General features: G+C 45.9%; 22 protein-coding genes and 1 other RNA gene. 6 read left to right on the plus strand and 17 right to left on the minus strand.

From position 1 onward, the window contains the following. Nucleotides 1-187, plus strand: a 187-nt coding sequence (locus Q0135_RS09065; protein ID WP_297989942.1) for a hypothetical protein, incomplete at its 5' end; no start/stop codon positions are given. A gap of 20 nt (nucleotides 188-207) precedes the next feature. On the opposite strand, the gene Q0135_RS09070 is transcribed toward Q0135_RS09065, so the two are convergent. The 7 genes from Q0135_RS09070 to Q0135_RS09100 all read right to left on the minus strand — a co-directional run bounded on the left by Q0135_RS09070 (nucleotide 208) and on the right by Q0135_RS09100 (nucleotide 9,128). Then, complete coding sequence (locus Q0135_RS09070) at nucleotides 208-1,572, minus strand: sodium:solute symporter (RefSeq protein WP_297989943.1); 1,365 nt, start codon at nucleotides 1,570-1,572, stop codon at nucleotides 208-210. 2 nt (nucleotides 1,573-1,574) lie between these two features. Continuing rightward, entirely contained in the window at nucleotides 1,575-3,737 is a 2,163-nt protein-coding gene (bioA, locus tag Q0135_RS09075; protein WP_297989944.1) for an adenosylmethionine--8-amino-7-oxononanoate transaminase, read from the minus strand. Nucleotides 3,738-3,921: 184 nt separating this feature from the next. Further along, nucleotides 3,922-4,434 carry a pyridoxamine 5'-phosphate oxidase family protein gene (locus Q0135_RS09080; RefSeq protein ID WP_297989945.1) on the minus strand — a complete coding sequence of 171 codons (513 nt, stop codon included), beginning with the start codon at nucleotides 4,432-4,434 and terminating at the stop codon, nucleotides 3,922-3,924. Beyond that, entirely contained in the window at nucleotides 4,435-5,595 is a 1,161-nt protein-coding gene (ftsZ, locus tag Q0135_RS09085) for a cell division protein FtsZ (protein WP_297989947.1), read from the minus strand. 22 nt (nucleotides 5,596-5,617) lie between these two features. Further along, nucleotides 5,618-6,985, minus strand: a complete 1,368-nt coding sequence (ftsA, locus tag Q0135_RS09090; RefSeq protein WP_297989948.1) for a cell division protein FtsA — start codon at nucleotides 6,983-6,985, stop codon at nucleotides 5,618-5,620. Further along, the gene (locus Q0135_RS09095) at nucleotides 6,978-8,435 is read right to left on the minus strand and encodes a peptidylprolyl isomerase (protein WP_297989950.1); all 1,458 of its coding nucleotides are present in this window, start codon (nucleotides 8,433-8,435) and stop codon (nucleotides 6,978-6,980) included. The genes ftsA and Q0135_RS09095 overlap by 8 nt, the downstream gene beginning before the upstream one ends. A gap of 132 nt (nucleotides 8,436-8,567) precedes the next feature. After that, nucleotides 8,568-9,128, minus strand: coding sequence for a class II aldolase and adducin N-terminal domain-containing protein (locus Q0135_RS09100; protein ID WP_295152874.1), 561 nt, complete (start codon nucleotides 9,126-9,128; stop codon nucleotides 8,568-8,570). A 64-nt stretch (nucleotides 9,129-9,192) separates the two neighbouring features. On the opposite strand from Q0135_RS09100, the gene rsmH reads away from it, so the two are divergent. The 3 genes from rsmH (at nucleotide 9,193) to Q0135_RS09115 (ending at nucleotide 12,895) form a co-directional block, all read left to right on the plus strand. Continuing rightward, a complete protein-coding gene (rsmH, locus tag Q0135_RS09105; RefSeq protein ID WP_297989952.1) occupies nucleotides 9,193-10,128 on the plus strand; it encodes a 16S rRNA (cytosine(1402)-N(4))-methyltransferase RsmH in 936 nt (311 codons plus the stop codon). 897 nt (nucleotides 10,129-11,025) lie between these two features. After that, a complete protein-coding gene (locus Q0135_RS11445; protein WP_367272153.1) occupies nucleotides 11,026-11,835 on the plus strand; it encodes a hypothetical protein in 810 nt (269 codons plus the stop codon). Further along, a complete protein-coding gene (locus Q0135_RS09115) occupies nucleotides 11,825-12,895 on the plus strand; it encodes a DNA recombination protein RmuC (protein ID WP_297989954.1) in 1,071 nt (356 codons plus the stop codon). The genes Q0135_RS11445 and Q0135_RS09115 overlap by 11 nt, the downstream gene beginning before the upstream one ends. Before the next feature lie 2,062 nt (nucleotides 12,896-14,957). On the opposite strand, the gene Q0135_RS09120 is transcribed toward Q0135_RS09115, so the two are convergent. Both Q0135_RS09120 and rnpB read right to left on the minus strand, forming a co-directional pair. Then, nucleotides 14,958-15,236 carry a hypothetical protein gene (locus Q0135_RS09120; RefSeq protein WP_297989956.1) on the minus strand — a complete coding sequence of 93 codons (279 nt, stop codon included), beginning with the start codon at nucleotides 15,234-15,236 and terminating at the stop codon, nucleotides 14,958-14,960. A gap of 35 nt (nucleotides 15,237-15,271) precedes the next feature. Then, nucleotides 15,272-15,589, minus strand: an RNA gene (rnpB, locus tag Q0135_RS09125) — RNase P RNA component class A. Nucleotides 15,590-15,934: 345 nt separating this feature from the next. Between rnpB and Q0135_RS09130 the strand changes: the two genes are divergently transcribed. Then, nucleotides 15,935-16,300, plus strand: a complete 366-nt coding sequence (locus Q0135_RS09130) for a hypothetical protein (RefSeq protein ID WP_297989958.1) — start codon at nucleotides 15,935-15,937, stop codon at nucleotides 16,298-16,300. A gap of 404 nt (nucleotides 16,301-16,704) precedes the next feature. On the opposite strand, the gene truD is transcribed toward Q0135_RS09130, so the two are convergent. Then, nucleotides 16,705-17,817: a tRNA pseudouridine(13) synthase TruD gene (gene truD, locus Q0135_RS09135; protein ID WP_297989960.1), complete on the minus strand. Its 1,113-nt coding sequence runs from the start codon at nucleotides 17,815-17,817 to the stop codon at nucleotides 16,705-16,707. Nucleotides 17,818-17,923: 106 nt separating this feature from the next. Between truD and Q0135_RS09140 the strand changes: the two genes are divergently transcribed. Then, nucleotides 17,924-18,958, plus strand: coding sequence for a hypothetical protein (locus Q0135_RS09140; RefSeq protein WP_297989962.1), 1,035 nt, complete (start codon nucleotides 17,924-17,926; stop codon nucleotides 18,956-18,958). A gap of 175 nt (nucleotides 18,959-19,133) precedes the next feature. Here the strand turns inward: Q0135_RS09140 and Q0135_RS09145 are convergent, their stop codons facing one another. From Q0135_RS09145 to Q0135_RS09175, 7 genes are all read right to left on the minus strand, one after another. Continuing rightward, on the minus strand, nucleotides 19,134-19,613 hold the full coding sequence (locus tag Q0135_RS09145) for a hypothetical protein (protein ID WP_297989963.1): 480 nt from the start codon (nucleotides 19,611-19,613) through the stop codon (nucleotides 19,134-19,136). A gap of 284 nt (nucleotides 19,614-19,897) precedes the next feature. Next, entirely contained in the window at nucleotides 19,898-20,584 is a 687-nt protein-coding gene (locus Q0135_RS09150; protein WP_297989965.1) for a 1-acyl-sn-glycerol-3-phosphate acyltransferase, read from the minus strand. Beyond that, entirely contained in the window at nucleotides 20,565-21,857 is a 1,293-nt protein-coding gene (locus tag Q0135_RS09155) for an SH3 domain-containing protein (RefSeq protein WP_297989967.1), read from the minus strand. Before Q0135_RS09155 ends, Q0135_RS09150 begins: the two co-directional genes overlap by 20 nt. Next, nucleotides 21,851-22,516 (minus strand): phosphoribosylformylglycinamidine synthase subunit PurQ, encoded by a 666-nt coding sequence (purQ, locus tag Q0135_RS09160; RefSeq protein WP_297942373.1) that lies wholly within the window; start codon nucleotides 22,514-22,516, stop codon nucleotides 21,851-21,853. The genes Q0135_RS09155 and purQ overlap by 7 nt, the downstream gene beginning before the upstream one ends. After that, complete coding sequence (gene purS, locus Q0135_RS09165; protein WP_297989969.1) at nucleotides 22,513-22,749, minus strand: phosphoribosylformylglycinamidine synthase subunit PurS; 237 nt, start codon at nucleotides 22,747-22,749, stop codon at nucleotides 22,513-22,515. The genes purQ and purS overlap by 4 nt, the downstream gene beginning before the upstream one ends. A gap of 3 nt (nucleotides 22,750-22,752) precedes the next feature. Then, nucleotides 22,753-23,472, minus strand: a complete 720-nt coding sequence (purC, locus tag Q0135_RS09170) for a phosphoribosylaminoimidazolesuccinocarboxamide synthase (RefSeq protein WP_297942377.1) — start codon at nucleotides 23,470-23,472, stop codon at nucleotides 22,753-22,755. A 10-nt stretch (nucleotides 23,473-23,482) separates the two neighbouring features. Then, the gene (locus tag Q0135_RS09175; RefSeq protein WP_297942485.1) at nucleotides 23,483-24,772 is read right to left on the minus strand and encodes a S41 family peptidase; all 1,290 of its coding nucleotides are present in this window, start codon (nucleotides 24,770-24,772) and stop codon (nucleotides 23,483-23,485) included. Between the last annotated feature and the right edge of the window lie 174 nt (nucleotides 24,773-24,946).

Here is a 24,946-nt window from a genome sequence, read left to right on the forward strand (position 1 = left end):
ATCCTATATAAAATTTCAGGGGCGGGAGATTTCTCGCCCCTTTTTAAATTTAGATACTACGCAGATAATCTCGTTTGCGGCGCATAAAGAGACCATCAATCTTACAATGCAAAACGGGATAAATTTAGTAGCTCTGCTCTTATGCGATAACGATCTTATTAAATGCGCGCAGTATCCGCTCGCGTGAAATTTTATCACACCGCGGGCTCACTCTTTCTCGTGCTTGCTTGCTTGGGGTATGCAGACGCAGTCTGGATCGGGCTTTGAAAAGGCTACGTTAAATTTAAACCTAGCCGCCAGGCATAAAATGCACGCCGTAATGATCCCCACTACGGCAAAGGCATTTATACCGCTAATAGCCGCGGCTAGCCCCAAGGCGCCGCCTAGGTACATGGCGCACAAAACGAGATCCTTATCGATCTTGCCGCGAAAGATGATGGCGAAAAATAGCGCCGTCGCCACGCCGCTTACGAAGATGTTGCTCGCCGCGAAGAGATAGTTTAAAATTTCGCCGCCGAAGCTTGCCAAAAGTAGCGCGATCGCGCCGAAGCCTAGCGTAGCGATGCGGTAAATTTTTAGATCCTCGCTTCGCAAAATATCGTGCGCGAAGATGCTAGAAGCCGTGATCAAGCAGGTGTCCGCAGAGGATATGATCGCCGCCAATAGCCCCAGCATCAAAACCGAGCCCAACGATGCAGGCAGCGCGTTAAAAAGGCTTACGTTAAGCAGATTTTCGCCGCTCGTGCCGTCGGCCGCAAGGCTCATCGCGCCAAAACCTATAAAAGCGATCATTATGCTGCTGATTGCGATTCCAACAGCACCGAAGATAGAGCCTAGGATCGCCGCGCGCTCGTCCTTTGCGCTTAAAATTCTAGAAAACAGCATCGGATCGATCACGTAGCTAGTACCGATAACCAGCAGATAATATCCGATCTTATCGTATCCGAAGGCGTCATTTTTGAGCGTAAAATTTACATTTTCAAATACCTGCGGCGAATTAAAATTTAGCCAGAGCAAAACTGCCAAAAACGCCGCGATCACGATAGCGTATTGATATACATCGCTTCTAATGACCGCTCTTTGCCCGCCCAAAATCGTATAAACGATGATGACCGCTCCTCCGATGAGCAGTGAGGAGTTGAAATTTAGATCAAACGTCGAGAGTATGCGTGCGCTAGCGCTAAACTGCGCCGCTAAGATAGCGCACCACGCCACGCAAATGATAACCGCGCTAACGAGCCTGGCTCTTTTGTCGATAAAAATTTCTGCTATCTGCGCGAATGTCAGCGCCTTGCTCGCGCGTAGAATTTTTGCAATAAAAATCGCTAAAATCATCAGTCCGATCGCGCCGCTTAAAAGCCACCAAACCGCGGCAAACCCGTACTTTTGCATATTCGATACCACGCCGATCGTAGCTGCGCCGCCCACGCAGGTAGCTACTATAGAAAATGCAATCTCAAAAGCGCTCGCCTTTCTGTCTGCGACCAAAAAACCCTCAAGGGCGGTCTTTTTGCGAAATTCCAAGAAGCCTAGCAAAAGTAGAAATATTATAAATGCGATTAAAATTTGCACATTTATCCTTTATAAATTTTTAATTTTACCGCATCGCAGATCGCTTCGCAAAGCGCTTGCGTATCGCTTCTGGGCGTGATGAACGGCGGCATGAGATAGATATTTTTGCCAAACGGTCTGATCCAAACGCCCCTTTTTACGAAAAACTCCTGCAGCGCCTCTACGTCCACCGCCTCCTTCATCTCTACGACGCCGATAGCGCCCAAGGTGCGAACGTCCGCCACGCCGTCTAAGCTCCTGCACTCTTTCAAGCCCTCTTGCAGGTCGGAGTGGATTTGCGCGACTTTTTGCGCTGTGTCCTGCGCGCATAAAATTTCTAAATTTTTAAGCGAAACGGCACAAGCTAGAGGATTTGCCATGAAGGTCGGTCCGTGCATCAAAACGCCGCCGTTTCTGCTCACGCCGTGTGCGATCTTTTCGTTCGTCAAAACAGCCGCAAAGCTCATAAATCCGCCGCTTAACGCCTTGCCTATGCAGATTATGTCGGGCGCCGCGCCGCAGTATTCGTATGCAAATACCCTGCCCGTACGCCAAAAGCCGGTGGCGATCTCGTCAAAGATGAGCACCGCGTCCGCTTCGTTGCACAGCTCGCGGAGATGGTCCAAAAATTTCGGATGGTAAAACCACATCCCGCCGGCTCCCTGGACGACGGGCTCGATGATGATGGCCGCGATCTCATCTTTGTTTTCTTTAAAAATTTTAGAAATTTCATCCGTGCTAGATGGGTCAAACGGCGCGTCGAAGCGGCAGCTCGGGCGCGGTGCAAAAATTTGACGCGCCAAGATACCACTAAATAGCGAATGCATGCCGGTGACCGGATCGCAAACGCTCATCGCGCCGAACGTATCGCCGTGATACCCGCCTCTGACGGTTAAAATTTTATTCTTTTTAGGCGATACGTTTTGCTGATAGCAGATCGCCGCTTTCAACGCCACCTCGACCGCTACTGAGCCGCTGTCCGCGTAAAAGATACGATCAAATTGCGGCAACATCGAGAGTAGCTTTTTGCCTAAATTTATCGCGGGCGCGTGAGTAAGCCCGCCGAACATCACATGAGAAAATTCCTTCATCTGCGCGGTCGCCGCGGCATTTAACGCCTCGCTGCCGTATCCTTGAACGGCGCACCACCAAGAGCTCATCCCGTCGATCAGCGCGCCCTGCGTCGTGTAAATTTTATTGCCTTCGGCGCGTAGCACGCCGTGCGCCTTAAGCGGATGCGTCGCGGAAGTGTAGGGGTGCCAAAGATGCTTCGCATCGAAGTTTAGATCAATGGGGCCCGTGTTTGAAATGCTCATGAGCGGCGGCGCGGCGCGGCTACTTTTAATTTCGCTCTCTTGTTTACGGATCTGCGCTGCGCCTAAAGTGCAGTGAGCCTCGCGATCTTTGGAATTTTCATCTAAATTTGCACCCTTCTGACCGCTTTGCGCCGCATCCAAGGCTACCGCAGCAGTTTCGTTTAAATTTGCCGCACTCGCGTCCATCTGCGACGGATCGTTAAAATTTAGCGAGGCGATAAAATTTTCAAAAGAGCGCGCTGCTGCTGTAAAGTCGTCCTTTTGGAATTTGCGTAGCGATATTACGGGTATGCCTTTGAGCTTGCTTTTCAGATACGCTGCGTTTGATATGCAAATTTCGTCCTTTTCGTCGGTAAAATTTAGAACCAGTGCCGCGATTTTAAGCCCGTGCGAGCGCAGGACATAGACGCTGCAAAGCGCGCTGTTTATAGCGCCCAGCTCGTTTTTACAGACCAGAACGATCGGCGCATCTACCGCTCTCATCACGTCCAAAAAGCTCTCGCGCGGATTTAGCGGCACGAAAATACCGCCTGCGCCTTCGATCAGCGTGATTTCACACTGCGCCGAATGAGCGTCGATAAATTTTAAAATTTCATCCGTCTTGATCTCGCGGCACTCTAGACTCGCGCTGTAGTGCGGCGAAGCGGGAAATTTAAACGCATAAATCGGCGCAATGTCGCTATCTGCGCTTACTTTAGCATACTCGCTCACATCCGGCGCAACCGGCACGCCACTGCGCATCTCGCATCCCGTCTGCACGGGCTTTAGCGCGATTGCGGTGCGACCGCTTTGCAAAAACGCCCGCAGAAGCGAAGCCGTAACGAATGTCTTTCCTACCTCCGTATTCACGGCGGTTACAAAAAATTTCAATCTCGCTCCTTTAAAGCCCATCATAGCTGAAATCAAATAGCGGCGTTGAAAAGAGGTACCGCACTAAACCCAAGCGAATGTCGATCGCAAGTAAAGTAGGGCGGTCGACAAAAAGGACAAAAACATACAAAAGAAGAGATTCCGCAAAGTAAGGCATAGCGTAGGAAGCGCAAATTTGGACGCATTATAGAATTTTAGCCTTTGCGGTTACGGATTTTATTTTAAGCTCATACACTTTCGTGCGTTTTAGGGATGCTCTGGAGGCAAATTCCACGCGCGACATGTAGTTTGGGGTGTATTTTTCGCATAGTATCCGCAGGGCGTAAATTTTACGCTCGTCATCTAACACTTCGTTTGCTTCGCAAACGGCGATCGCACTGCGGTACTCTGTCGTATAAACTCTAGAGCCTAAAGCGGCAGCGTCGTTTGCGATAGATCGGTATTCTTCGTCGCTTGGGGTAGGAACGCGGTTGTAGCTAACAAAAACCGCCGTTACCGCGCGTCCGTTTTGAAAGAGTTTCGCCTTTGTGCCGGCAGGCGCGCCGTGGATATAAATAACGTCTGCATCGCGCACCGGCGAGATAGGCACGCTAAAAATTTCGCCACTATCGTCTATGCAGCTAAGCGTAGCGTATTCGCTCTCGTCGATGATTTTTAACGCCTCATCTTCGCTTAGCTGCCTATCTCGTCTGCGCATTTAGTCCATCTGGTTTCGTAGGAATGCGGGCTCGTCGAGCTCGTCGTAGGTTTCGTCTCCGTTAAAATCGCCGCTACTTACCTTTTGTCTAGAAAAGATAGAATTTCGACCCATGCTCTCTAAAAGTGCCTTCCTGCGATCGGCTACGTTATCGCTGGCGACCTGCTTTTTTTCCTCGATGCTCCTTTCAAAGCCGGTGGCGATGAGAGTAACTTCGACGCGGTTGTTTTCCATCTTAGGATCGGTGGTGGTGCCCCAAGTAACGTCGGCATCCTTATCCACGGTATCTTCGATGATATTCATCGCGGATTCAATCTCAAGCAAGGAGCAATCAGGCGACATCTTAAAATGCACTAACACGCCCATAGCGCCGTGGATGGAGGTATTATCCAAAAGCGGAGATTGTATCGCACTTTTTAGCGCTTCCTCTGCCGCGCCGTCGCCTTCGCTAACGCCGATACCCATCAATGCCAAACCGCGGTGAGTCATTACCTTTTTAACGTCGGCATAATCGACGTTGATATCGCTATCGCCGGACTCTAAGATCACGGAGATCATACCGTTTACGGCTTGGAATAGGACATTATCTACGATCTTAAAGGCATCTTTTAGGCCGGTTTTTTTATCGATGATCTTCAATAAATTTTGATTTGGGATAACGATTATGGAATCGCACTCTTTTTTAAGCTCTTCAAGGCCTTCCTGCGCTAGTCGCATGCGCTTTTTACCCTCAAAACCGAAAGGGGTAGTAACGACGCCGATAGTTAGCGCTTTTTTCTCTTTCGCAGCTTTAGCGACGATAGGCGCAGCGCCCGTACCGGTGCCGCCGCCTAGACCGGAGCCAACGAAAACGATGTCGGAGTAGTCCAAGCGGTCTTTAAGATCGTCGTAGTTCTCCTCCGCAGCCATCTTAGCAAGCGCTGGATCCATACCGCAGCCAAGGCCTTTGGTGGTGCTTTCGCCGAGTAAAATTCTAGTATTTGCGATCGATTTTTCTAAAGCCTGCGCATCGGTGTTAGCCACCATTAGTTCGACGTCTGTTTTAGTAAAACCCTCGCGGATCATATGATTTATCATGTTGCATCCGCCGCCGCCGACGCCGATAACCTTCATCTTGGCACCGTAGATGCCCTTTCTTTCTTCCATGCTGTATCCTTTCACGAGTATCTCCTTAGCTTAAAATTTAAAACCAATTTTTCATAGACGACCAAATTTTACTGAAAAAATTCTGTCCGTCTTTTTTGGGAAGTTGGATATTTAGATCCTCCTTCTTAGCCGCACCGCTATCCGCTCTGATGCCCTCTTTTTCTATCGCCTTACTGACCTCTTTTTCATAATATTCGTTCACATTTCGTTTCGGAGCCTTGTTTATAACTTCGTCTTTGTAGCGGAGTTTGCCGTTAGAGTCCATCTCGTAAGGGGTGAATTCGCCGAAACCATACATGCAAAGTCCTAGTGCGCAAGAATTTGAAATATCATCGGCGATCTCGTGCAGACCGCCCACGCTCTTTGCTCTTGCAACCCTAACGGAAGTGTTATCAAAAACTATCGCCGCTAAATCGCGCACATCGTCTAGCTTCGCCATACCGCCGGTGATCACGATACCTGCGCCTATGCGGTCTTTATAGCCGCTTCTTTCGATCTTATCGGCTATCATATCGAAAGTCTCTTTAACGCGAGCAAGGATTACTTGCGAAATGATCTCAAGGCTTATTATGTGATTTTCCGATTCGCTATCGCCTAAAGCAGGCAATTCAACTTCGCTATTGCCTTGATTAATTAGATCGTTGTAGGTGATCTTTATGTTTTCCGCATATGGAAGCGGCGTGTGCAGAGCGCGCGATAGATCGTTAGTAACGTTATTAGAGCCGAACATCACAACATCGTTATAACGCAAGGAATTCCCTAGGTGGATGACTATATCGCACGTAGCGCCGCCCATATCGATCAGCACGACGCCGAGTTCTTTTTCGTCTTTACTGAGCGTGGATATGGATGATGCGTAGCCCGAAAGGACGATGTTATCGACCTTTACGCCCGCCATCTCTACGGATTTTTTCAAATTTTTAATCGAGCTTTCAGGGGCGATAACGATATGCGTGGATACCTCTAAGCGAGTTCCGCTCATACCGAGCGGATCTTCGATGTGTTCCTGCTCGTTGACTCTGAAATCATACGGGAGCACATGTAAAATCACGCTATCGCTAGGCACGTTAGCCTGAGCTTCGGCAACCTGCATGGCACGCTTTATTTCATCCAACCCGATCTCATTTTCCATGGTTATGACACCGCGAGATTTAACGCTTTTGGCGTATGAGCCAGAGATCGATATAATAGCTTTATCATAGCTTCTGCCAGCGCCTTTTACCGCTGCTTTTACCGCCTGTTTTATTGAGCCCGCAGCTTGCTCTATGTTTGTTATAACACCCTTTTTGATACCTAAAGTATCGGCTCCGCCAACGCCTAAGACCGTAAAAATGCCGTCATTTTTAGCGATTATCGCGCGAATTTTAGTTGAGCCTATATCTAGACCTAAAATATACTCACTCACTGTCTTTACCTTTAAAATATCTTTCGGTTTTATAGCGCTTTTCTAGCATTTTGGTTAGATCGTCTTGTAGATTGGAATTTAATAACGCGGTTATCCTATCGGCTACGATCGCTTTTTCTTTATCTATCTCTTCGCTGCTGCCTAGGCTCTGCTGTAAAATTTTATACACTACGGCTTTGTTATCAAACATCACTATCCCTTCTTTCGCAGGCTTATTAAACATATCAATAAGAAATTTATAAAATTCGTCATCGCTTAGCTTGGTATTGTTTTTACTACTTAGAGATAAGGTGCCGAAATCTTCGCCTTTGAAATTTTTAAGCGCATCTTGGGCTCTTTTTTCAAGTAGCTCTTTGCGTTTCTTCGTTTTAAATTCTTTAGAAGCTAAAGACTTAGCCTCTTCAAAGCTCATCTGCCTAGGCTGCTCTACGCCGTTCAGTTTAGCAATCAGATATCCGCCTTTGTACTCGAAAGGCTTGATGACATCTCCTGGCTTTGCCACCTCAATCTCAGATATTGGAAAATTGCTAGCCGTAGCAACTATGGTTTCATTAGTATCGATTTTGCCTTTTTTAATATCTGGAAAATCTTTTTTTGCAATTTTTTTAGCCTGATCCATTCGGTAATCTTTTAAGACATTAGGTTTGGCTTCTGCAAAATCCAATAATTTATCATCCAGGCTTCTATACTCGCCTCTGTGCTCTTCATAAAATTTACTTAGTTCCGTCTCATTCACGTCGGCTTTACTAGGCGCCACGAAATAGGCCCCTAGATTATATTTTTTCTCGGTCATAAAGTGCGATTTCTCGCCTTCCCAAAATTTCTTTAGCTCGTCGTCGTTAAACGTAACGTTAGTGTCTGCGTAGATAATCTCGGCCGATACTTTATCTTGCATCAGCTGTGATGCTGCAAATACTTCTACGATCTTAGGGCTAGGCGTTATTTTTAGTGCTTTGCCGAGCTTTTCTAAAGTTAGGACCTTTTGTAGATTGCGCTCAAATTCCTTTTTAGTAAGTCCTGAATTCCTTACGACATTATCGTAAAGTTCCTTACTAAATGCGCCATTTTCTTGGAAATTCGGCGAGCTTACTACAAACTCCGCGACATCTTTATCACTAGCCTGAATGCCTAAATCTTTAGCAAAATTTAGAAAATATGCCTCGCCGATTAGCTGATCTACTGCGATCTGATCTAGATGCATATTTTTGGCTTGTTCTTGAGTAAATTGCCCATCGCTCATAGCGTTTAATCTATTGTATAACTCGGTTGATTTTATCTTATATTCTTGATTGGTTATGGAAATCTGCCCTACTCTAGCGATTGAGCCTGCGCGGTTAGCGTTCATATCATATGCGCCCCAGCCGACGAAGCCTGCGCCCACGAAAGCTATCGTGCTTATCCAAATAGTCGGTATAAGCGACTTCTTATGCTTTTGCATCCATTCTATCATCTAAATCCTTAAATAGCTAACTAAAGAAAATTTTTGTTAGTAATTATACAGATAAAACCTTATGTAAGGCTGAAAAATAGGCATTTTTAGCGAATTATAACGCGTTAGTAAATGATTTGGTATACATTAATCTTAGCTTAGCAAAAGCAGCTTTGAACTCATTTCTAAAATCGCTATTTTTTTTGCCATTTGCTGCGCGCTCCTTGCATGGGCAAAAACCCCATAACCGCGAATCACCATTATATCGCTATTTTCATTTATCATATAGTTACAAATTTCGTACGGCGCGCGCTCGTGCCAGTCGTCGTAGTTCTTAGGATCGTAAATTTCAATGCGCTTAAATTTGCTCACCCCAAAGTAATCTCGTGGCAAAATAAAATCATGCTCCAGCGTATATGCGACGAGATACGGCGGTGTCGCGTAGGTTACGAATTTCGCCTCTTTTATATTTTTGTAGATATTTATATGTATGTCGCTATCGATGCTAGCATCCTGCCAGCGGTAGTCTTTTTTTGAAAACAGCGTTATAAAATCATCTCTATCCAGGCTATCGAAAATCGCATCTTTTTTGTTGATCAAAAATTGATTTTCTTTAATTTTTGCTGAAATCGAGCCGTGAAAGATCCCAAAAAGCCTATCTCTAAACATCGAAAGCGAAATTTTGCGTAAAATTTCATAATAATACTCGTCCATCTCTCGCCTTTGTAAAAAATTTCGCTATTATATAGGATTAGAAATTTCAAAAGGATAAATTCAGGTGCAAGCTCCACATATTCCGGTGCTTTTTTCGCAAACGATCGCAGCATTTTCGCAGATTGAGGACGGCTACGTTATCGACTGCACGCTAGGCTACGGAGGGCATAGCGATGGCATTTTGACCGCTAATCCGCGCCTTAAGCTTATCGCTTGCGACAGAGATGCCGAAGCGATAGAATTTTCGCGCGAGCGGCTCAGTAAATTTAAAGATCGCATAGAAATCCACAAAGCAAAATTTAGCGAAATTTTAGAAATTCTGCCCGAGCAAAAGCTCCGCGCAGTTCGTGGGATCTTAGCCGACATTGGCGTTTCATCTCTTCAGCTGGATAAAAACTCGCGCGGCTTTTCCACCAAAAGCGATGCGCTGGATATGCGAATGGACGAGAGCACAGCTCTAGATGCGGCGTATGTCGTAAACAGCTACTCGCAAGCGGATCTGGCGCGCATTTTCCGCGAATACGGCGAGCTAACAAACGCTAACGCAATCGCTGCTAAAATAGCTACTGCACGGGCTAACGCACCACTAACAAGCGCCAAAGCTTTGGTAAATTTAATCGGAACGAAGCCCGTTAAAGGGCGCAGCATCAGCACGGCTACGCTAGCATTTCAGGCGATCCGCATCGAGGTAAACGACGAGCTTGGCGAGCTAAGACGCCTGCTCGCGCTCATTGAGCAAAAATCGCGCGATTCAATTCTAACTAATGCAACTGTCGCTATAATTTCATTCCATTCGCTTGAAGACCGCATAGTAAAGGAGCGATTTAGGGCGTGGGAGCGCGATTGCGTCTGTCCTAGAGAATTTATGCGCTGCGAATGCGGCGGCGGGCATTCGTTAGGTAAAATCCTAACCAAAAGCCCTATAATAGCGGACGCGCAAGAGCTTGCGCAAAACTCGCGAGCAGCGAGCGCAAAGCTAAGAATTTTTCGACTGAAATAACCGTCTTTGCTTGCTATGAATTTTAAATTTTGACGAAATTTTGTAAAATTTATAGATTTGCAGGCATTAAATTTTAAAATTTTATGGAATTTTAAAATTCAGCTTTCAAAGATTCGCTTTAGAATTTATGATATTTTCAGCGTTATTTCAAACGCGCAATGTCTAAATCATAAAATTTAACGTTTAATTTTACGCTAAATTTAATGTATAATTTTATGAGATTTATTGACTGCTGCATATTTTAAAAACTAAGTGGCAGCATAGATACAAAACAGAGTGAGAGTTAAAATTTGGCGCCTAAAGCAAGCGGCGTAACGTCGAATCTCATTCTTTGCTTTAAAGAAATTTTGTAGGCGAGCCGTTGATTTCATCGCCATTTTAGGCGATAGAGCTTATCTTGCAAATAAATATCTATACTTAACGTTTTAAGTTGTGTAAAAGATGTGATAAAAATTTTAAGCGGTTTTTCAGATTATTTGACAAAATTTTATAAATAGTCAATCTTGGTAAAGTGAGCTCGATTTTTACCCACCAAAGCGAATTTTCCCAAGCAGGCGGTGCAAAAGGCGAGCAAAATTAACGCGATGCTTCTTTTGAAGCTTCTGCTGCTATACAATATCGTGCAAAGAGCTAGCAAAATTAACGAAATAGCCCGCTAAAGTAAAATTTTGTTTTTGCTGGCCAAGATAGAATTTGGCAAGTTAAGATAAAATTCCATTTACCGAGGTAAAATTGCAAAGAAGAATTTTGCCCGTAACTTTGACTTTTAAATTTTACCTTAACGGCTCATTGCTGGGTACACGCGAGCTGCGGGCTTCGAGCAGAATTTATCTTGACGCAGGCGCCTCGGCGGCGAGTAAAGATAAGATTGTGGTTTTAAATTTATGGAGATTTTAGATGAATAAATATGAATATTTTGCCGACGACGATGACGGGCACGACTTCGCAGGGACATCTGATCTAGCGGGCATAGAGCTTGCGAAAAGACGAGCTATGGAGGATCTGACGGATGAGGAGCTAGAGGATAAGCTTGCCGCGGATCTTGCCGTAAAACGAAACTATGCGGGCGCAGCGGGCGGTTACGACGATTTTGCTGGCTTAGAATTCGAAAGTTCAGGCTTTACAAATACCCAAAACTATCTAAATTCCGAAAGCGGCGGAACAAAATTTAATAAAAGCAACAAAGTAAAATTAAAAGGACGCGACGACGCAAATCTTTCAGCCAATCGCGGCAGCGATAATTCCAGCGGAGCGAGCTACGGCGATTTTGTAGGTGCCAATTTTACCGGCAAGGTGGATTATGCGGCGTTTGCAGATGCAAGCTTTACAGGCACGCAAAATCAAAATTACGCGGATCTGGGCGCACATGATTATGCAAGCCTTGCTGCAGGGCGCGGCTACGGCGGCTTTGCTGGCGCACAAGACGAGCTACTACGCAACTACGATGCCGAGAAAAAAAAGGAGAAAAATCTCACGCTTTATCAGCTTTTAGTCGTTTATCTGTTGATCGGATTTGCATTTTTACTGACGGTGCCGGCGATTTATATCCGCAACGAAATTTATTACATCAGCCGCGACATCGCCGCGCTTCGTACCAAGCACGAGGTTTTACTTGAGGAAAATCGCGCGCTTAACAACGACATCGAATATCTGCGCTACAAAAATGAAATTTTAGATCCGCAAAGCGTGCAAGAAAATGGGCACTGATGGGATTTTGCTCGCGGCGTTTGCGTTTTTTGCTGCGCTAGTGCTTGCCCTGCTGATCGCGCTCGTGCTGCAAAACCGCCGCATAAGCGATGCAAACTCCGCGCTTAGTGAGCTTTTAAGCGAAAGGCTCACAGCTCAAAGTGCGAGAGCAAATGCCGAGCTTTTTAAGCTAAATCAAAGCCTAAATGACGGCTTTAGTGATAAATTCTATTATCTTAATAGATCCCTGGACGAGGGCTTGCAACGCCAAAATAGCGCACTTAGCGAGAATTTAAGCTCGCTGGATCGCGGCTTTAAGGACATAGCGGAAAATCTAGCGCGAATGAGCGAGCAAAATAAAACTTCACTTCAGGTGCGTGACGAAATCGCAAGGCTAAACTCGATTTTAGGTAATGTCAAACTACGCGGCAACTTCGGCGAGTACCGATTAGAGAGAATTTTATCGATGATTTATGGGCAAAACGCCGCGTTTTACGAGCTGCAAAAGCACCTACCAAACGGCAGAATCGCAGACTGCGCGCTACATATCGCAAAAGAAAAAATTCTTTGCATCGACTCAAAATTCCCACTTCAAAGCTATGAAAAAATTATCGCCGCCTCCGCCTCAAACGACGCCGCAGCGCTTGCTAGTGCGGATAAGCAACTCGCCTCCGATATGAAAAAGCACGCCGCAGATATCGCGGAAAAATACATCATACCGCCTCTTAGCACGGAGTTTGCGGTGCTATTTGTACCCAGCGAAGCAGTTTTTGTATATGTCTGCGAGAAGCTGCCGCAGGTACTTGAATACTGCGCGCAAATCGGCATTTTTACGGCATCACCCACGACGCTGCTGGCGCTTTTAGGCACGATCCGCACCTTCGTAAAAGACGAGGCGCTCGCGCAAAATATAAAATCGGTAAAAGATGAAATTTACGCGCTAAAATCGGACTTTGAGGCGCATGCTAAGTATGCGACGTCGCTTCAAACATACGCAGATAAGCTCGCCGCGCAAGCGGAGCTTTTAAACAAAAATGCAAAATCTCTAAAAGCCCGCTTTGAGCGTTTTAGCGAACTGTGATGAGGGAAACCGTAGCACAATGCGGCGCTTCGGGTGCCTTAGCACGCCGTAACGCGGCGGAATTTCACAGGCAGGCGAGCGGCATTCAATTCAATTTACGCCTCGCCTATTTTGCAGATAAAATTTCCATTTGAGGCAGATAGACAGAATTTAAAACTCAGCTTAATGGATTTGTTACGCGAGCGAGCAGAATTCGAAGGCTGTCTGACGCGCATAAAATTTGATCGGCTAAATTTCATGGACGCGCGAGCTAATTCAATCCGCTCAAGCATTAAACGCACGCCCTCATCACGATGTGACAAGATCAATCGATACGCTTTCCGCCCAAGAAATTCAGCGCTGCTATACCGAAACAAAATTTGACGCCACATTATTGCGTACGTAAATTTGCAATTGCAGGCAAAATTCTACATTTCAGAGGCGGAATCCATGATTCATGAGCGAAATTTCGTATTTTGGCAAAACTTTAAAAAGCGGCTTATAGGCACTACGAATTTAAGACAATAGCGCTGCGAGCGGGATTATCCGTTTAGCGCTGAGAAATTTATGGGCGTTGCGCAGATATAATTTCATATTTTGATAAAATTTCAAAAACGATCTGCAAGCGCGCAAAATTAATCTGCAATCCCGAAAGCTCATAAATTTGTATTTTACGGCGACACAAAAACCTCGCGCATTAAAGCGTATCCAAGATAAACATCGCGCTAATACGCAGTGGTGCTTTGGACGGTTGGTACGAGCGTAAAGCAAAAACCGCGGTTACTTGCAAGCTTAAACCCTCGCTCCGCATAAGCAAGCCAAATAAAATTCTACGCCGAATATTTTTTGTCGCCGTTCGTAAAATTTCAACGCAATTTAGCTTGCGAAATTTTATCAGCCGCAGCAAGTGGCGTAAATTTTAAATTTAACTCGCGAAATTTTAAAGTCGTAGCATTCTGAGCGGCTAAATTATCGACAAAGGCCTTAAACTCTGCCTCTCATAAGGCTTTAGCTTTTGCATTGCAGGCTTGCAGGCTTTTTAAAATTATCCACCGGGCGGCTGGTGTTTATTCGGAGTAAAATTTTAAAAACGGACGCGAATCTCAAAACATACGCCGTATTTAAAAATACAAAAAGATTAGGCGCGCAATCTTACGCGGCGGCAAGATGAAATTTTAAGTTCGACGCGGCGCCAAAACACACAAAATTCTCCTGCAAAATAATAAAATTCTAAAATTTCTCGACAAAAATCAAAGCCATAGCACCGCAAACCCGCCGAAAACCTTCGCACTAAAAACCCAAAATCCCGCTGCTATGGTCTCAAAAAACCGCACATCTTAAAACTCTGCGAGTAAACTGAAATTACCAAGCGCCTTAAACCGTATACGCAAGCGAAAAAATCGCTGCACCTTAAAGCTACCCTAACGATCTCGTTTTACCGCCCTTATACGCCGCGAAAATCGCGCAGTAGGTCAAAACCGAGCAACAGGATTTTTGAGGCCTGATTTTACGATCGATCCAAGCGCCTAGGCGCCAATTTAAATCCAATCGATGAAAAATATATTATATTGAGGCTGCGAGGCTTTGACAGACGCATAAACGGGCACAGCAACCAACTCCACTTGATGGAATCTTTGGTGTGACTTTACGCCGATCCGATTAATAAATCGTTCATCGACCGCCTCGCGGCTAAATTTTGGGGTATTGCTTTGCCACTTTAAGCCACTAATTCAAATTCACACGGTGAAATTTTTGGTGCGACTTCGCAACTTCAAAGCTTAGCGCCGATTTGATTAATAAATTGCGCGCTCCTTAGCCAATGCGCGAGTATGTGGCACCTTCATATGATTCTGCAACTTGACGCGCTGATACACCAAGCTAAATACGGGCATGAATAGGCATCGTGCCCATGCTTCACACCGCGACTTTGTATCGCTAGATCCAAACGTACGTAATAAATTTTAGATATTTTTTTGCTTCGCGCAAAATTTTCAATAGTTTTTAGAGATTTTATAAAATTTTAAGTGCTTTGCGCTGCTGCGTCACGCCACACTTATACCAAATCACGCTCAGTCTGCGCCGTTTATTTATCGGTCGCGCAATTTTTATTGTAGTAGGCGATGGTGCGCTCGTACTCGTCGTAAGCCTGTATATAATCGTTCGCGACGCTTGGGTTTGCGTATCGATCCTCGACCGCTAAAAGCTCCGCTTCGAGCTCTTTGTAGCGCTCATAAACCTCTGCGCAAGCGCGATCGTGAGCGTCGCCTTGCAAGATTATAGCTTTATCAGCGCCTGCACTCGCGCAGCCTTCGAGCCCTAAAACGACAGCGCAAAGCGTACCGCATAAAATTAAGCTTTTCAAAATTCTATCCTTATTCTATAAGTAAATTCGGCGTAAAAATAGGTGTGGTTATAAGCCGAGTTCCGTTACAGCGGTCATTTATCTAGACCGATTTTTGCAAATCGGTTCGAGCGAACGGTTCGAATATAAGACGAAACCACCCGTTCTTGCTGCAGGTTGGGTTTGCATTGCCGCCCGTGTCTCCACGCGCGCGGTGGGCTCTTACCCCGCCCTTTCACCCTTACCGCTTGCGCGGCGGTTTGCTTTCTGTTGTACTTTCCCTAGGGTTGCCCCCGGCGTCCGTTAGACGCAACCTTGTCTTATCGCAGCTCGGACTTTCCTCTTCCTTACGGAGCGACCGCACGCCACACCCGAGTGCAATTATAGCTTTTTTGGCTTAAACTTCAGGGCTTGAGGAATTTAAAAGAGAAATTTTACGGAGTGAACATGAACAAAGTACAAGCTCCAGCCTGCACCATTACCTCCGGAGGATGACGACGATAAAGAAGTTAATAAATTAAATCATATCTTTAACAAAAAAGGGCATAAATTAGATGATTTTTTAAATAAATTTGAAAATAATCAACAACAAGCTTATAATGCTATAATTAAAGAACTTGAAAAAGATATGGCAAATGGTAAGTTGCCAAATAATTTTACTAATGGTCATAAAGTTAATATTAAAGGCTATGAAATTACTGTACGTGGAGTTATAAAAAATGGAAAACCAAGAATCGGAACGATGTTTATCCCTCGATAATTTTACAGATATTGCAAATATCGAAGCTGAAATTATTAAGCTAATAAGTGACGATTTAAGCGATTATGCGCTTTATAGGCAGTTTGAAAATTCAAAAATTACAAAAAGAGAGGTTTCGACAGCCGGATATTATTGCCATTTCGAGTGTAAAAAAATATTAGAAAAAAGCAAAAATAACGGTTTCGTCGGCAATGTAAATTTAACGCTTTCTGGTGAAAATATTGGAGGAGCAATGGTTCTTTTAGAAAATGGAATTTTAAAAATGTTAGAATGCTATTTTTGGGAAGAGAATAATTTTTTTGAAAATATGGCAAACGAGCGATAGTAGATAAAAGACTTAAGCGATTTTAAGCTTAATAAAATATTTTGCTGGTTATTGGCGAAAATGAATTTGGGCAACTATAAAAAGGTGAAATTTAGCAAATTTTACCTACGGCCGAGCCGAATAAAATTTTAAATTCTATGGCTTAGACAAAGCGGCGCGCTTACTGTGATGAAATTTTACGAAATTTCATAAAATTTCATCGCCGCATAAATTTAAATCCACGCAGCAAGCTCTAAAATTCCGTAAAATTTCGCGCGGCATGGCGAGGTTTGACGTGGGGCGTGGCGTGACGTGAGCCCTATTCTGCGGTGCGGCGCGGTGCTACGTAGCGCAAGTGCGGCGTGAACCCTACCCTACGGCGCGGTTTGACGTAGCATGAGCCCTAATCCGAGGCGCGGCGCGGCTCAATCCTCGTTTGTCGCGGCGCCCTCGAATATATCTCGGTGCAAAATTTCTTCCAAAACGACCGTCGCGTAAGAACCTTTCGGTAGGTAAAAACTGAAGCTAAAATGCGCATTTTGCGCATCGTAGGCGTGCTGCACGCGCTCCATAAAGCTCCACGCAAATCTGCGCGAGCCGTTCATCTGTGCCTCAAACTCGCGAGCAGGCGCGAAAATTTCATCTTCAAATCTGCCGCCAAGCCCGCTAGCTCGCAGCTTCGCTCGCCCCGCGATAAGGCCTGCGCTCGTGATTTCTCGCCTCGCAAACCGCTCGCACTCCGCGCCAAGATCGTCGCAGCTAAAAAACGCGCCGTGCGGAAAATGTCCTAAAATCTCGCCCCTTAGCAGCTTAAAAAACTGCGGTTGAGCCGCGATCTCGCGTGCCTCATCTTTGCTTAGTTCGTAAATTTTAGCAAACTCGCCAAGGCTAAATTCAGCCGCAAATTTTGAAATTTCGACCCGCTTGCTGAGCCAGCGGTTGAAAAGCTCGCTCTGATAGGCGCTGATTAGAAAGTCGCGCATTTTGGGGTTTTTAAGCCGCCTCTGTCCGCGCAGCACCTCCTCGCCCTGCGCTGCGTTGTCGCCAAACTTGCCGAAGCGCTGATAGCCGAAGTAGTTCGCAAAGCCCTCGCGCCCTAGCGTATCTAGCGCGGCTGCGAGCTTAACGGCGTCGGGCGGCAGGACCTTTTTTAGGCGGATGAAAAAGTCGTTCCCCTTTAGATGCCCGATTTTAAGCTTGTTTTTGTGCCTTTGCACGCTTAAAATTTTAAGGCTCTCGTGCGAAAATCCGTCCAGCGCGGGCTCAAATTTAGCGGGCATACTAACGTGCTGCGTCGTAAGGCCTTGCTTGTCCTTAAGCCCCGCGTAGCCGAACTCGCGCATCTTAGCGCCCGTGTGTTCGCTTAAAATCCGCAACGCCTCGTGCGTGCTAATGCCCTTTTTTTGCAGCAGCAAAATGCAGTGCTCGCCCTCATTGCTAGGCTCGTAAAGCGGCACTTCGCGCACGACGAAATCGCTGGAGTTTTTACTAAAATGCGCATTTATCGGCGCGTGATTTAGGGTGTATAAATTTTTCATAGCCGGCCTTTGCGTTAATCTAAGGCGCAATTTTATAAAATTGAGCCTAAAAAACTCATTATTAAGGCAAATTCTAGTATCATTCGCCATAAAAAAAGGATGAAAAATGCTAATCAGGCTCTTTCGCTTCGATCCTCGCTGCGACGTCGCAAGCTACTTCAAGCCCTATGTTTATGAAAGCGCGCCCTTTGCCGATCTTGCGGCACTGCTTGACGACATCTGCGCGCACGATCCCTATTTCAGCGCGCAGGGAGTGGAATTTGTAAAAATCGGCGGCACGACGGTGAGCGTAAAAGAGCCGCTAGATACGCTTATAGCGCACTTTGGAAGCGAGCTAACCATCTCGCCTCTTAGCGAAAAAGAGGCGATTAAAGATTTGCGCTGCGAGCCGCGAGCGTTTTTGGATAAATTTAAAGCCTTTGAGAGCATCGCGGACGCCTCTGATTTCGAGTTTTACAAAAGCCTCGCGCCCTATTTTTACTCGACGAAAATCCCCGCATGCTCACGGGAGTTTTTGGGCAACAGCGCCTTTATCTTCGCGCACCGCCTGATGCAGACGCATCCGAGCGAGCGCATGAGGATTTTGGAGATCATCGAGCCGCAGATGGCGTATTTTACGAAGTGCGACGCCGTGGGGATGGAGTTTGACGACCGTGCGGCATACAGGGCGTTTTGCGACATTTTAAAATTTGAACCCGCGCGCAGCAATAAAATTTTAAGCGCGCAGAGCATGGCGGAATTTGACGCAGCGGGCACGAAGCACGATTTTAGCGGCTTTAACGTCGCCGTGTGGTACGACGAGGCTGCGGAGGAGCTCGCTAGCAGGTTGGGCGCGCAGATCGTGCACTTTGGCTGCGAAGGCGCGCCGCTTGGAGCGCAGATATACGAGCGCGAGCGGGAGTGCGCGCTGCGGCTGGGGGGCGAAATTTTATTTGACGCGTTTGACAGCGGAAGCGATTTTTTGCTAGTAAATTCCAAGCTCGCGCTTGATTTTTTAGACGGCAGAAGCAATGAAATTCAAAGGCTTTTCGGCAGAGATCTCGCGGGGTTTTATCTAATTACGACAGATGAGCTCATCGCTCTAGCTCGCGGCGAGAGGCCCGACTTTTCGGCACGCAAGCTAAAGCCGACGCTGATTTAAGCGGACGGGAGTTAAATTTTACTTATATTGCGACGTTGAAATTTTAAACGGGCTGTGTACTTATGGACGTCAGAAGCTAAATAGCTTCCTAAATCGCAGGCAACTTTCCCTCTACTATTTTTCTTAATTCAGCATTTGCTTGTTTTGCCGTATAGCTCATATTTCATCCTCTTCTTTAAATTTTAGATCTGAAAATTACTTGAATATTCTCTCTAGGAATAGAAATTATAGCACCTATCTTATACTCATTTAAAATTTCTTTTAAAATATCTACAATCTCCTGCTTTGGTATATCCCCAAGATCGCTTCTTATAGATTCCAGTTCATATATTAATATAAACGGATTATCCGTATCTTTTTTGCCAGTATATTCATTATATATCTTCCTTAAATCAATCTCTATATCTTTGCCCTTGTAGTGCAAGATCCATATATCTTCACCGCTAAATTCCATATCTCTCGGATCTCCGATAGTGATACTGCACACTGAAAAAAGCCAAATACCTCTTTCTCGATCTATGCACCAGCTTCTTGAATTTAGAATAGCCCATTCCAGCTTAACTTGATGATACTTTTCACATATCTCATTGCATGGTTTTAGCAAGTCGTATTTCTCGATATCCTCTTTTGAAATACGCTCTGTAACAAACGCCATTCTCCACTCCTTAAGAATTTAAAATTTTAGACTGCTTACGGGTTGCCGCCGTCTTTTGCTCTTGCGGCAAATCGTTTAGCCATTTGCGCAAATGGCTAAATATACGCTAAATTTCATCTTTCCGCGCCGCGTAAATTTTAAAATTTCGCCGTCCGCGCGCACGAACGAAATTTTAAAATTCCACGCCGCAAATCAAAGCGACGAATGAACGCGCTAGCGCACAGAAATCGCGCGGATTAACAAAAGTCGCGTTTGAATTTCATCGGTAAATTTATAAATTCCGCCTACGCTTCGGCGGTTTCGTTTTCGTCGATTACGGCTTGCATCGTATCTCTGGCGTGCTGTAGCCAATCTTTATCGCTCGTATCGAGCAGGTCTAGGTAGATGATTTTGACGTGTCCGCTGTGGACGGTGAAATCGTGAGAGTTTGCGATATGCTGCGTGCCGATGAGTACCACGGGCTGGACTCGCAGACCGAGCTTGCTAACGATCGCTTTAGCACCGCTTTGGAATTGCAAAAGCTGCGTGCCGCGATGCCTAGTGCCCTCGGGAAACATCGTGATGACGCGCCCTTCGCTCACGCGCTGCTGCACTTCATGCACGATCCGCACCAGATCGCGCGGATTTGAGCGATCGACCTGGATCATCTTCGGAAGCGTGATGATTTTGCCGATGATAGGGATGTCAGCGATCTCCTTTTTAGCGATCCAGCAGATATCGCCGGGATGGGTTTCTTCGAGCACGACGATATCCATTATGCTTTGGTGGTTGGCGATTACTAACTGCGCGCGCGGATCGGGAGTGCCTATGATCTCGATATCATATCCGACGCCGTAGCGCTGGAAGCGCCCCCAAATGCGGCGAAAGCGGCGATGAGAGGAGTTTTTCACCGCCATGGCGATCACGACGCAAACGACGGTAAAAATAAACCAAATCGCGTAAAATAGCGCTCTAATCCTTGACAAGCTCATCCTTTTTTACCCAGCCGATCTTGTTGCCGCCCAGCATGATTTTATAAAATTCCTTATTAGTGCCTAAAATTTCAACCTTTTCGGGATTTTTAGTCACGTAAAACACGGTGGAGCTTTGCATAGGCAGAATTCTAACCGGGGAATTTTGCGCGATACTGCCCGTGCCGTAAGGCCTTTGCGCGTAGAAATTTACCGCCAAAATCAGCACCGCAAAGATAAGCGGCGTGATATTTTTGCTAAGCAGAAACATCACCAAAAGCCCGGCTGCAAGGGTATAGATCGCGATCTGCTTGTAAGCTTCAAATTTACTCTCTTTCGGATTTAGCCCGATCTGCGTGCTAAGATCCTCGGCGCGCGGGTTGAGCTCAAGTCCGAAATTTTCAAATTTTTTCGTCTGGAGATTGAAGTAGCTGAAGTCTAAATTTGTGATATTTTTATCCACGACGGCGAAATAATATCCGCTCTGACTTGCGTATGTGCCGCGCACAGAGTCCACACCCTGCTTGATAATGGCGGGATTATCAATGCTAAAAGCGCTGATTGCGCCGTTTCGGATACCAAGATCGAGCGTAAGTAAATTCGATGCGTCGTCAAATTTTGTAGTTTTGTAGTTTTTAAGTTTCAACTCGTCGGCTACGATATGCGAAAAATTAGGCTTCGTATCAAGCTTCATAAATTCCGGATTATCAGGCTTAATAGAGCTTTTTTCAAAGAATTCTCCGTTGCGCTGCAGCGTCAAAACGAGCTCATTGATCTTGTCGCTCTTATCGCTTGCCGCAAACCACAGCGTCGTCTCAAACATCTCGTCGCCCTCAATCCACGTAAGATTATCGGCATTAAGCCACTTCATACCATTGGTGCGGCTGATCTCTAGCTTTGGCTTAACGGTGATTTTCTGCCCCAAATACACGGCGAAATCAATCTTAAAAATTTGATTGCAATACACCTTCCTAGGCATCCCGCTGGCTTTTAGTGTAAGTTCCTTGGGCTTAATGTCCTGATAGACCTTATCGTCGGATACGTCAAGATCGACTTCGTTAGTAGGCGCCAAAGCCTTAAGATCGTCGATGCTTAGATTATCCATCGACATAACCTCTTTTTTATTATACTTCAGCATCACCTTGGAATTATCACGCGTCTGCGGCTCATCCGGCTTATCCTCAGCTTTTTTCGGTGCATATTTACTTAGATCGTCAAGCGAATCGATCTCAATCTCTGGCGCCGCAAAAGCGATCGCGCACACGCCCAGAATGGCAAAAAATTTTTTTAGCAAATTAAGCCTTTTAGCATTTTCTCTCCGTCCGTGCCGCCCAAAATAGGCTCTATCGCGCGCTCAGGATGCGGCATCAGGCCGAAAATCTTTTTGTTTTTATCGCAAATCCCGGCGATTGCGTCCACTGAGCCGTTCGGATTTAGATCCGCGCCGTTTGCGTCGCAATATTTTAACAGCACGCAATCCTCGTCGTATAGCGACTTTAGCGTATCTGCAGGCGCATAGTAGTTGCCCTCGCCATGCGCGATCGGGATATTTAAAATTTCGCCCTTATCGCAACAGTGCAGAAATTTATTATCGTTTGAAACGACGCGCAGATGGTGGAATTTTGATATGAAGCTTAAATTTATATTTTTATTCATCGCGCCTGCGAGCAAGCCTAGCTCCAAAAGCATCTGAAAGCCATTACAGATGCCTAAGATATAGCCGCCGCGCGCAGCATGAGCGAGAACCGCCTTCATCACCGGGCTAAATTTGGCAATAGCCGCCGTCCGCAGATAATCTCCGTGGCTAAAGCCGCCGGGAAGCACGATCAGATCGGCGTTTATGTCGGTTTCTTTATGCCAGATTATCTGCGTTTCGCAACCCAGCGCGTCAAAGGCGTATTTGCTGTCGCGCTCGCAGTTGGTGCCGGGGAAATTTACGATCGCTACCTTCATATCACGATCTCGTAGTCTTCGATGACGGTATTTGCCAAAATTTCATCGCACATCTTGGCAACTTCGGCATAAATTTTATCCCTATCCTCGTCATCTAGCTCAAGGACAATCTGTTTGGCTACGCGCACATCTCGCACACCGCTAAATCCAAGCGAAGCGAGGGCGTGTTTGACCGCCTTGCCCTGCGGATCGAGCACGCCCTGCTTAAGCCTTACGTTTACGATCACCTTCATCGCTTATCCTAAAATTCTACGCAAGACCTCTTCGTAGGCCACTTTTACGCTACCGAGATCCTGTCTGAATACGTCCTTATCGAGCTTTTTGTCGGTTTGTTTGTCCCAAAAGCGGCAGCTATCGGGGCTGATCTCATCTGCAAGCAGGATATTGCCGTCCTTATCTCTGCCAAGCTCGATTTTGAAATCCACGAGCTTTAAATTTCGCTCATCGAAAAATTTAATCAAGATTTCATTGATCTTGCGCGCGATCTTTTTGAGCTCGTCAAGCTCGCTTTGGCTCTTTACGGCGCCAAGCAGCAAGCAATGCTCGTCGTTTAGGATCGGATCGCCCAGCTCGTCGTCTTTATAGCAAAACTCCACCAGCGTAAACGGAAGCTTCGTGCCCTCTTTGATGCCTAGGCGCTTTGTAAGCGAGCCGGTGGCGATATTGCGAGCGATGATCTCCAGAGGGAAAATTTTACATTTTTTCACGAGCTGCTCGGTCGGACTGATCGTATCAACAAGCGCGGTGGCGATGCCGTGCTTTTTAAGCAGATCAAAAATCAGCGTCGAAATTTTACAATTCAGCGCGCCTTTGCCGCTCTCTTCGGCTTTTTTGACGCCGTTAAACGCTGTCAGCGAATCTTTAAATTCCGAGATTAAAAGGTCGTCACTTTCGTTAACCGACCACATCTTTTTGCCCTTGCCTTCGTAGATAAGCTCTTTTTTGGTAGCTTGCATCACACTCTCCTTACTTGATGTTTAGAATTTTTATCGCGTCTATTGCGGTTTTTAACTGGATATCGTTATTAATCTGCTCCGCTGTGATGAAACTTTTCTCATCCTTTTTCTGAGCATCTTTTTTCTTGGTCTCGACCTTGGCTAACTCACCTTGCAGGTGCTTTTTAAGATCAGCTTCTTTTAGCGAAAATTCATCCTCGTCGCGGCTCGGCACCTTGCCCGGCGCCACTATGAGATCAGGCGTCACGCCCACCGCTTGGATAGTGCGGCCGCTTGATAGATAGTAACGCGCTATGGTTAGTCGCAAGGCTTCTTTATCCTCGATCGGGAGGATCACCTGCACGCTTCCCTTACCAAAAGTTTTTTCACCAACCAACACGGCGCGCTTTAGATCCTGAAGCGAGCCGCTTACGATCTCGCTCGCGCTTGCGCTGCCGCCATTAACCAAAACCACAAGCGGTAGATCGGTGATCTTCTTTTTAGGATCGGCGTTATGCGCCTCGGTTTCGTTTTTCGCACGCCCTTTTTGAGAGACGATAAGCCCTTTGCTGACGAATAAATTCACAAGCCCAATCGCCTGATCCAAAAGCCCGCCCGGGTTGTTTCGCAGATCCAAAATAATGCCCTTGGCGTCTCTATGCTCTTTTATAAATTTGCTCGCGTCCGCCACCACGTGCTGATCGAAATTTGTAACGCGCAGATATAAAATTTTATCATCCTCGATCATCTTAGCATAGACCGATTCTACTTTGATTATGTCGCGGATAATCTCGACGTCGAAAGGCTTGCTAACACCTTTGCGCACGATCGTTAGAGTGATTTTAGTTTTCGGCTTACCGCGCATTTTTGAGACCGCATCGTCGATCGTGATGCCGAAGGTCGCGTTACCGTCGATACGCAAGATCACATCGTTAGCCTGAATGCCCTTTTTATCGGCAGGAGTCCCCTCGATAGGCGAGATGACGGTCAGAGCGCCGTCTTTCATACCCACCTGAATTCCAAGCCCACCGAACTCGCCCTCAGTCTGGACTTTCGTATCGTTAAACGCCTTTTCGTCCATATAGCTTGAGTGCGCGTCGAGGTTATTCATAAGCCCCGAGATCGTCTTGTCCACAAGCTCCGAGAATGTCATCTCATCAACATAATTGTTTTCGACGATCGCAAGCGTTTTGGTAAGCTTAGCTAGCGCCTCCAGACGCGTTTTTTCGCTGTCTGGTTTTTTAGTCGCATTGACCTCTCTGGCTTGTAAATTTCCGGTAAAAAAACTAACGCCTAAAAATAGAGAAAATATGAATCCCAAGCCGAAGAAGAGGTGTTTTTGTCGCAAAGTTTATCCTTGAAAGTAAAATGGAGTGAATTTTATAGAAAATTGGCTAAAAATAAGGTAAATTTCATACGAAATTTGCGCGTTTACGAATAAATTTAAGCCGAAAATTTTAAAATCTCACTAAAAAACCTTGACATAAACACACTA

It is taken from the genome of uncultured Campylobacter sp., from assembly GCF_937981295.1.
Taxonomy (GTDB): domain Bacteria; phylum Campylobacterota; class Campylobacteria; order Campylobacterales; family Campylobacteraceae; genus Campylobacter_B.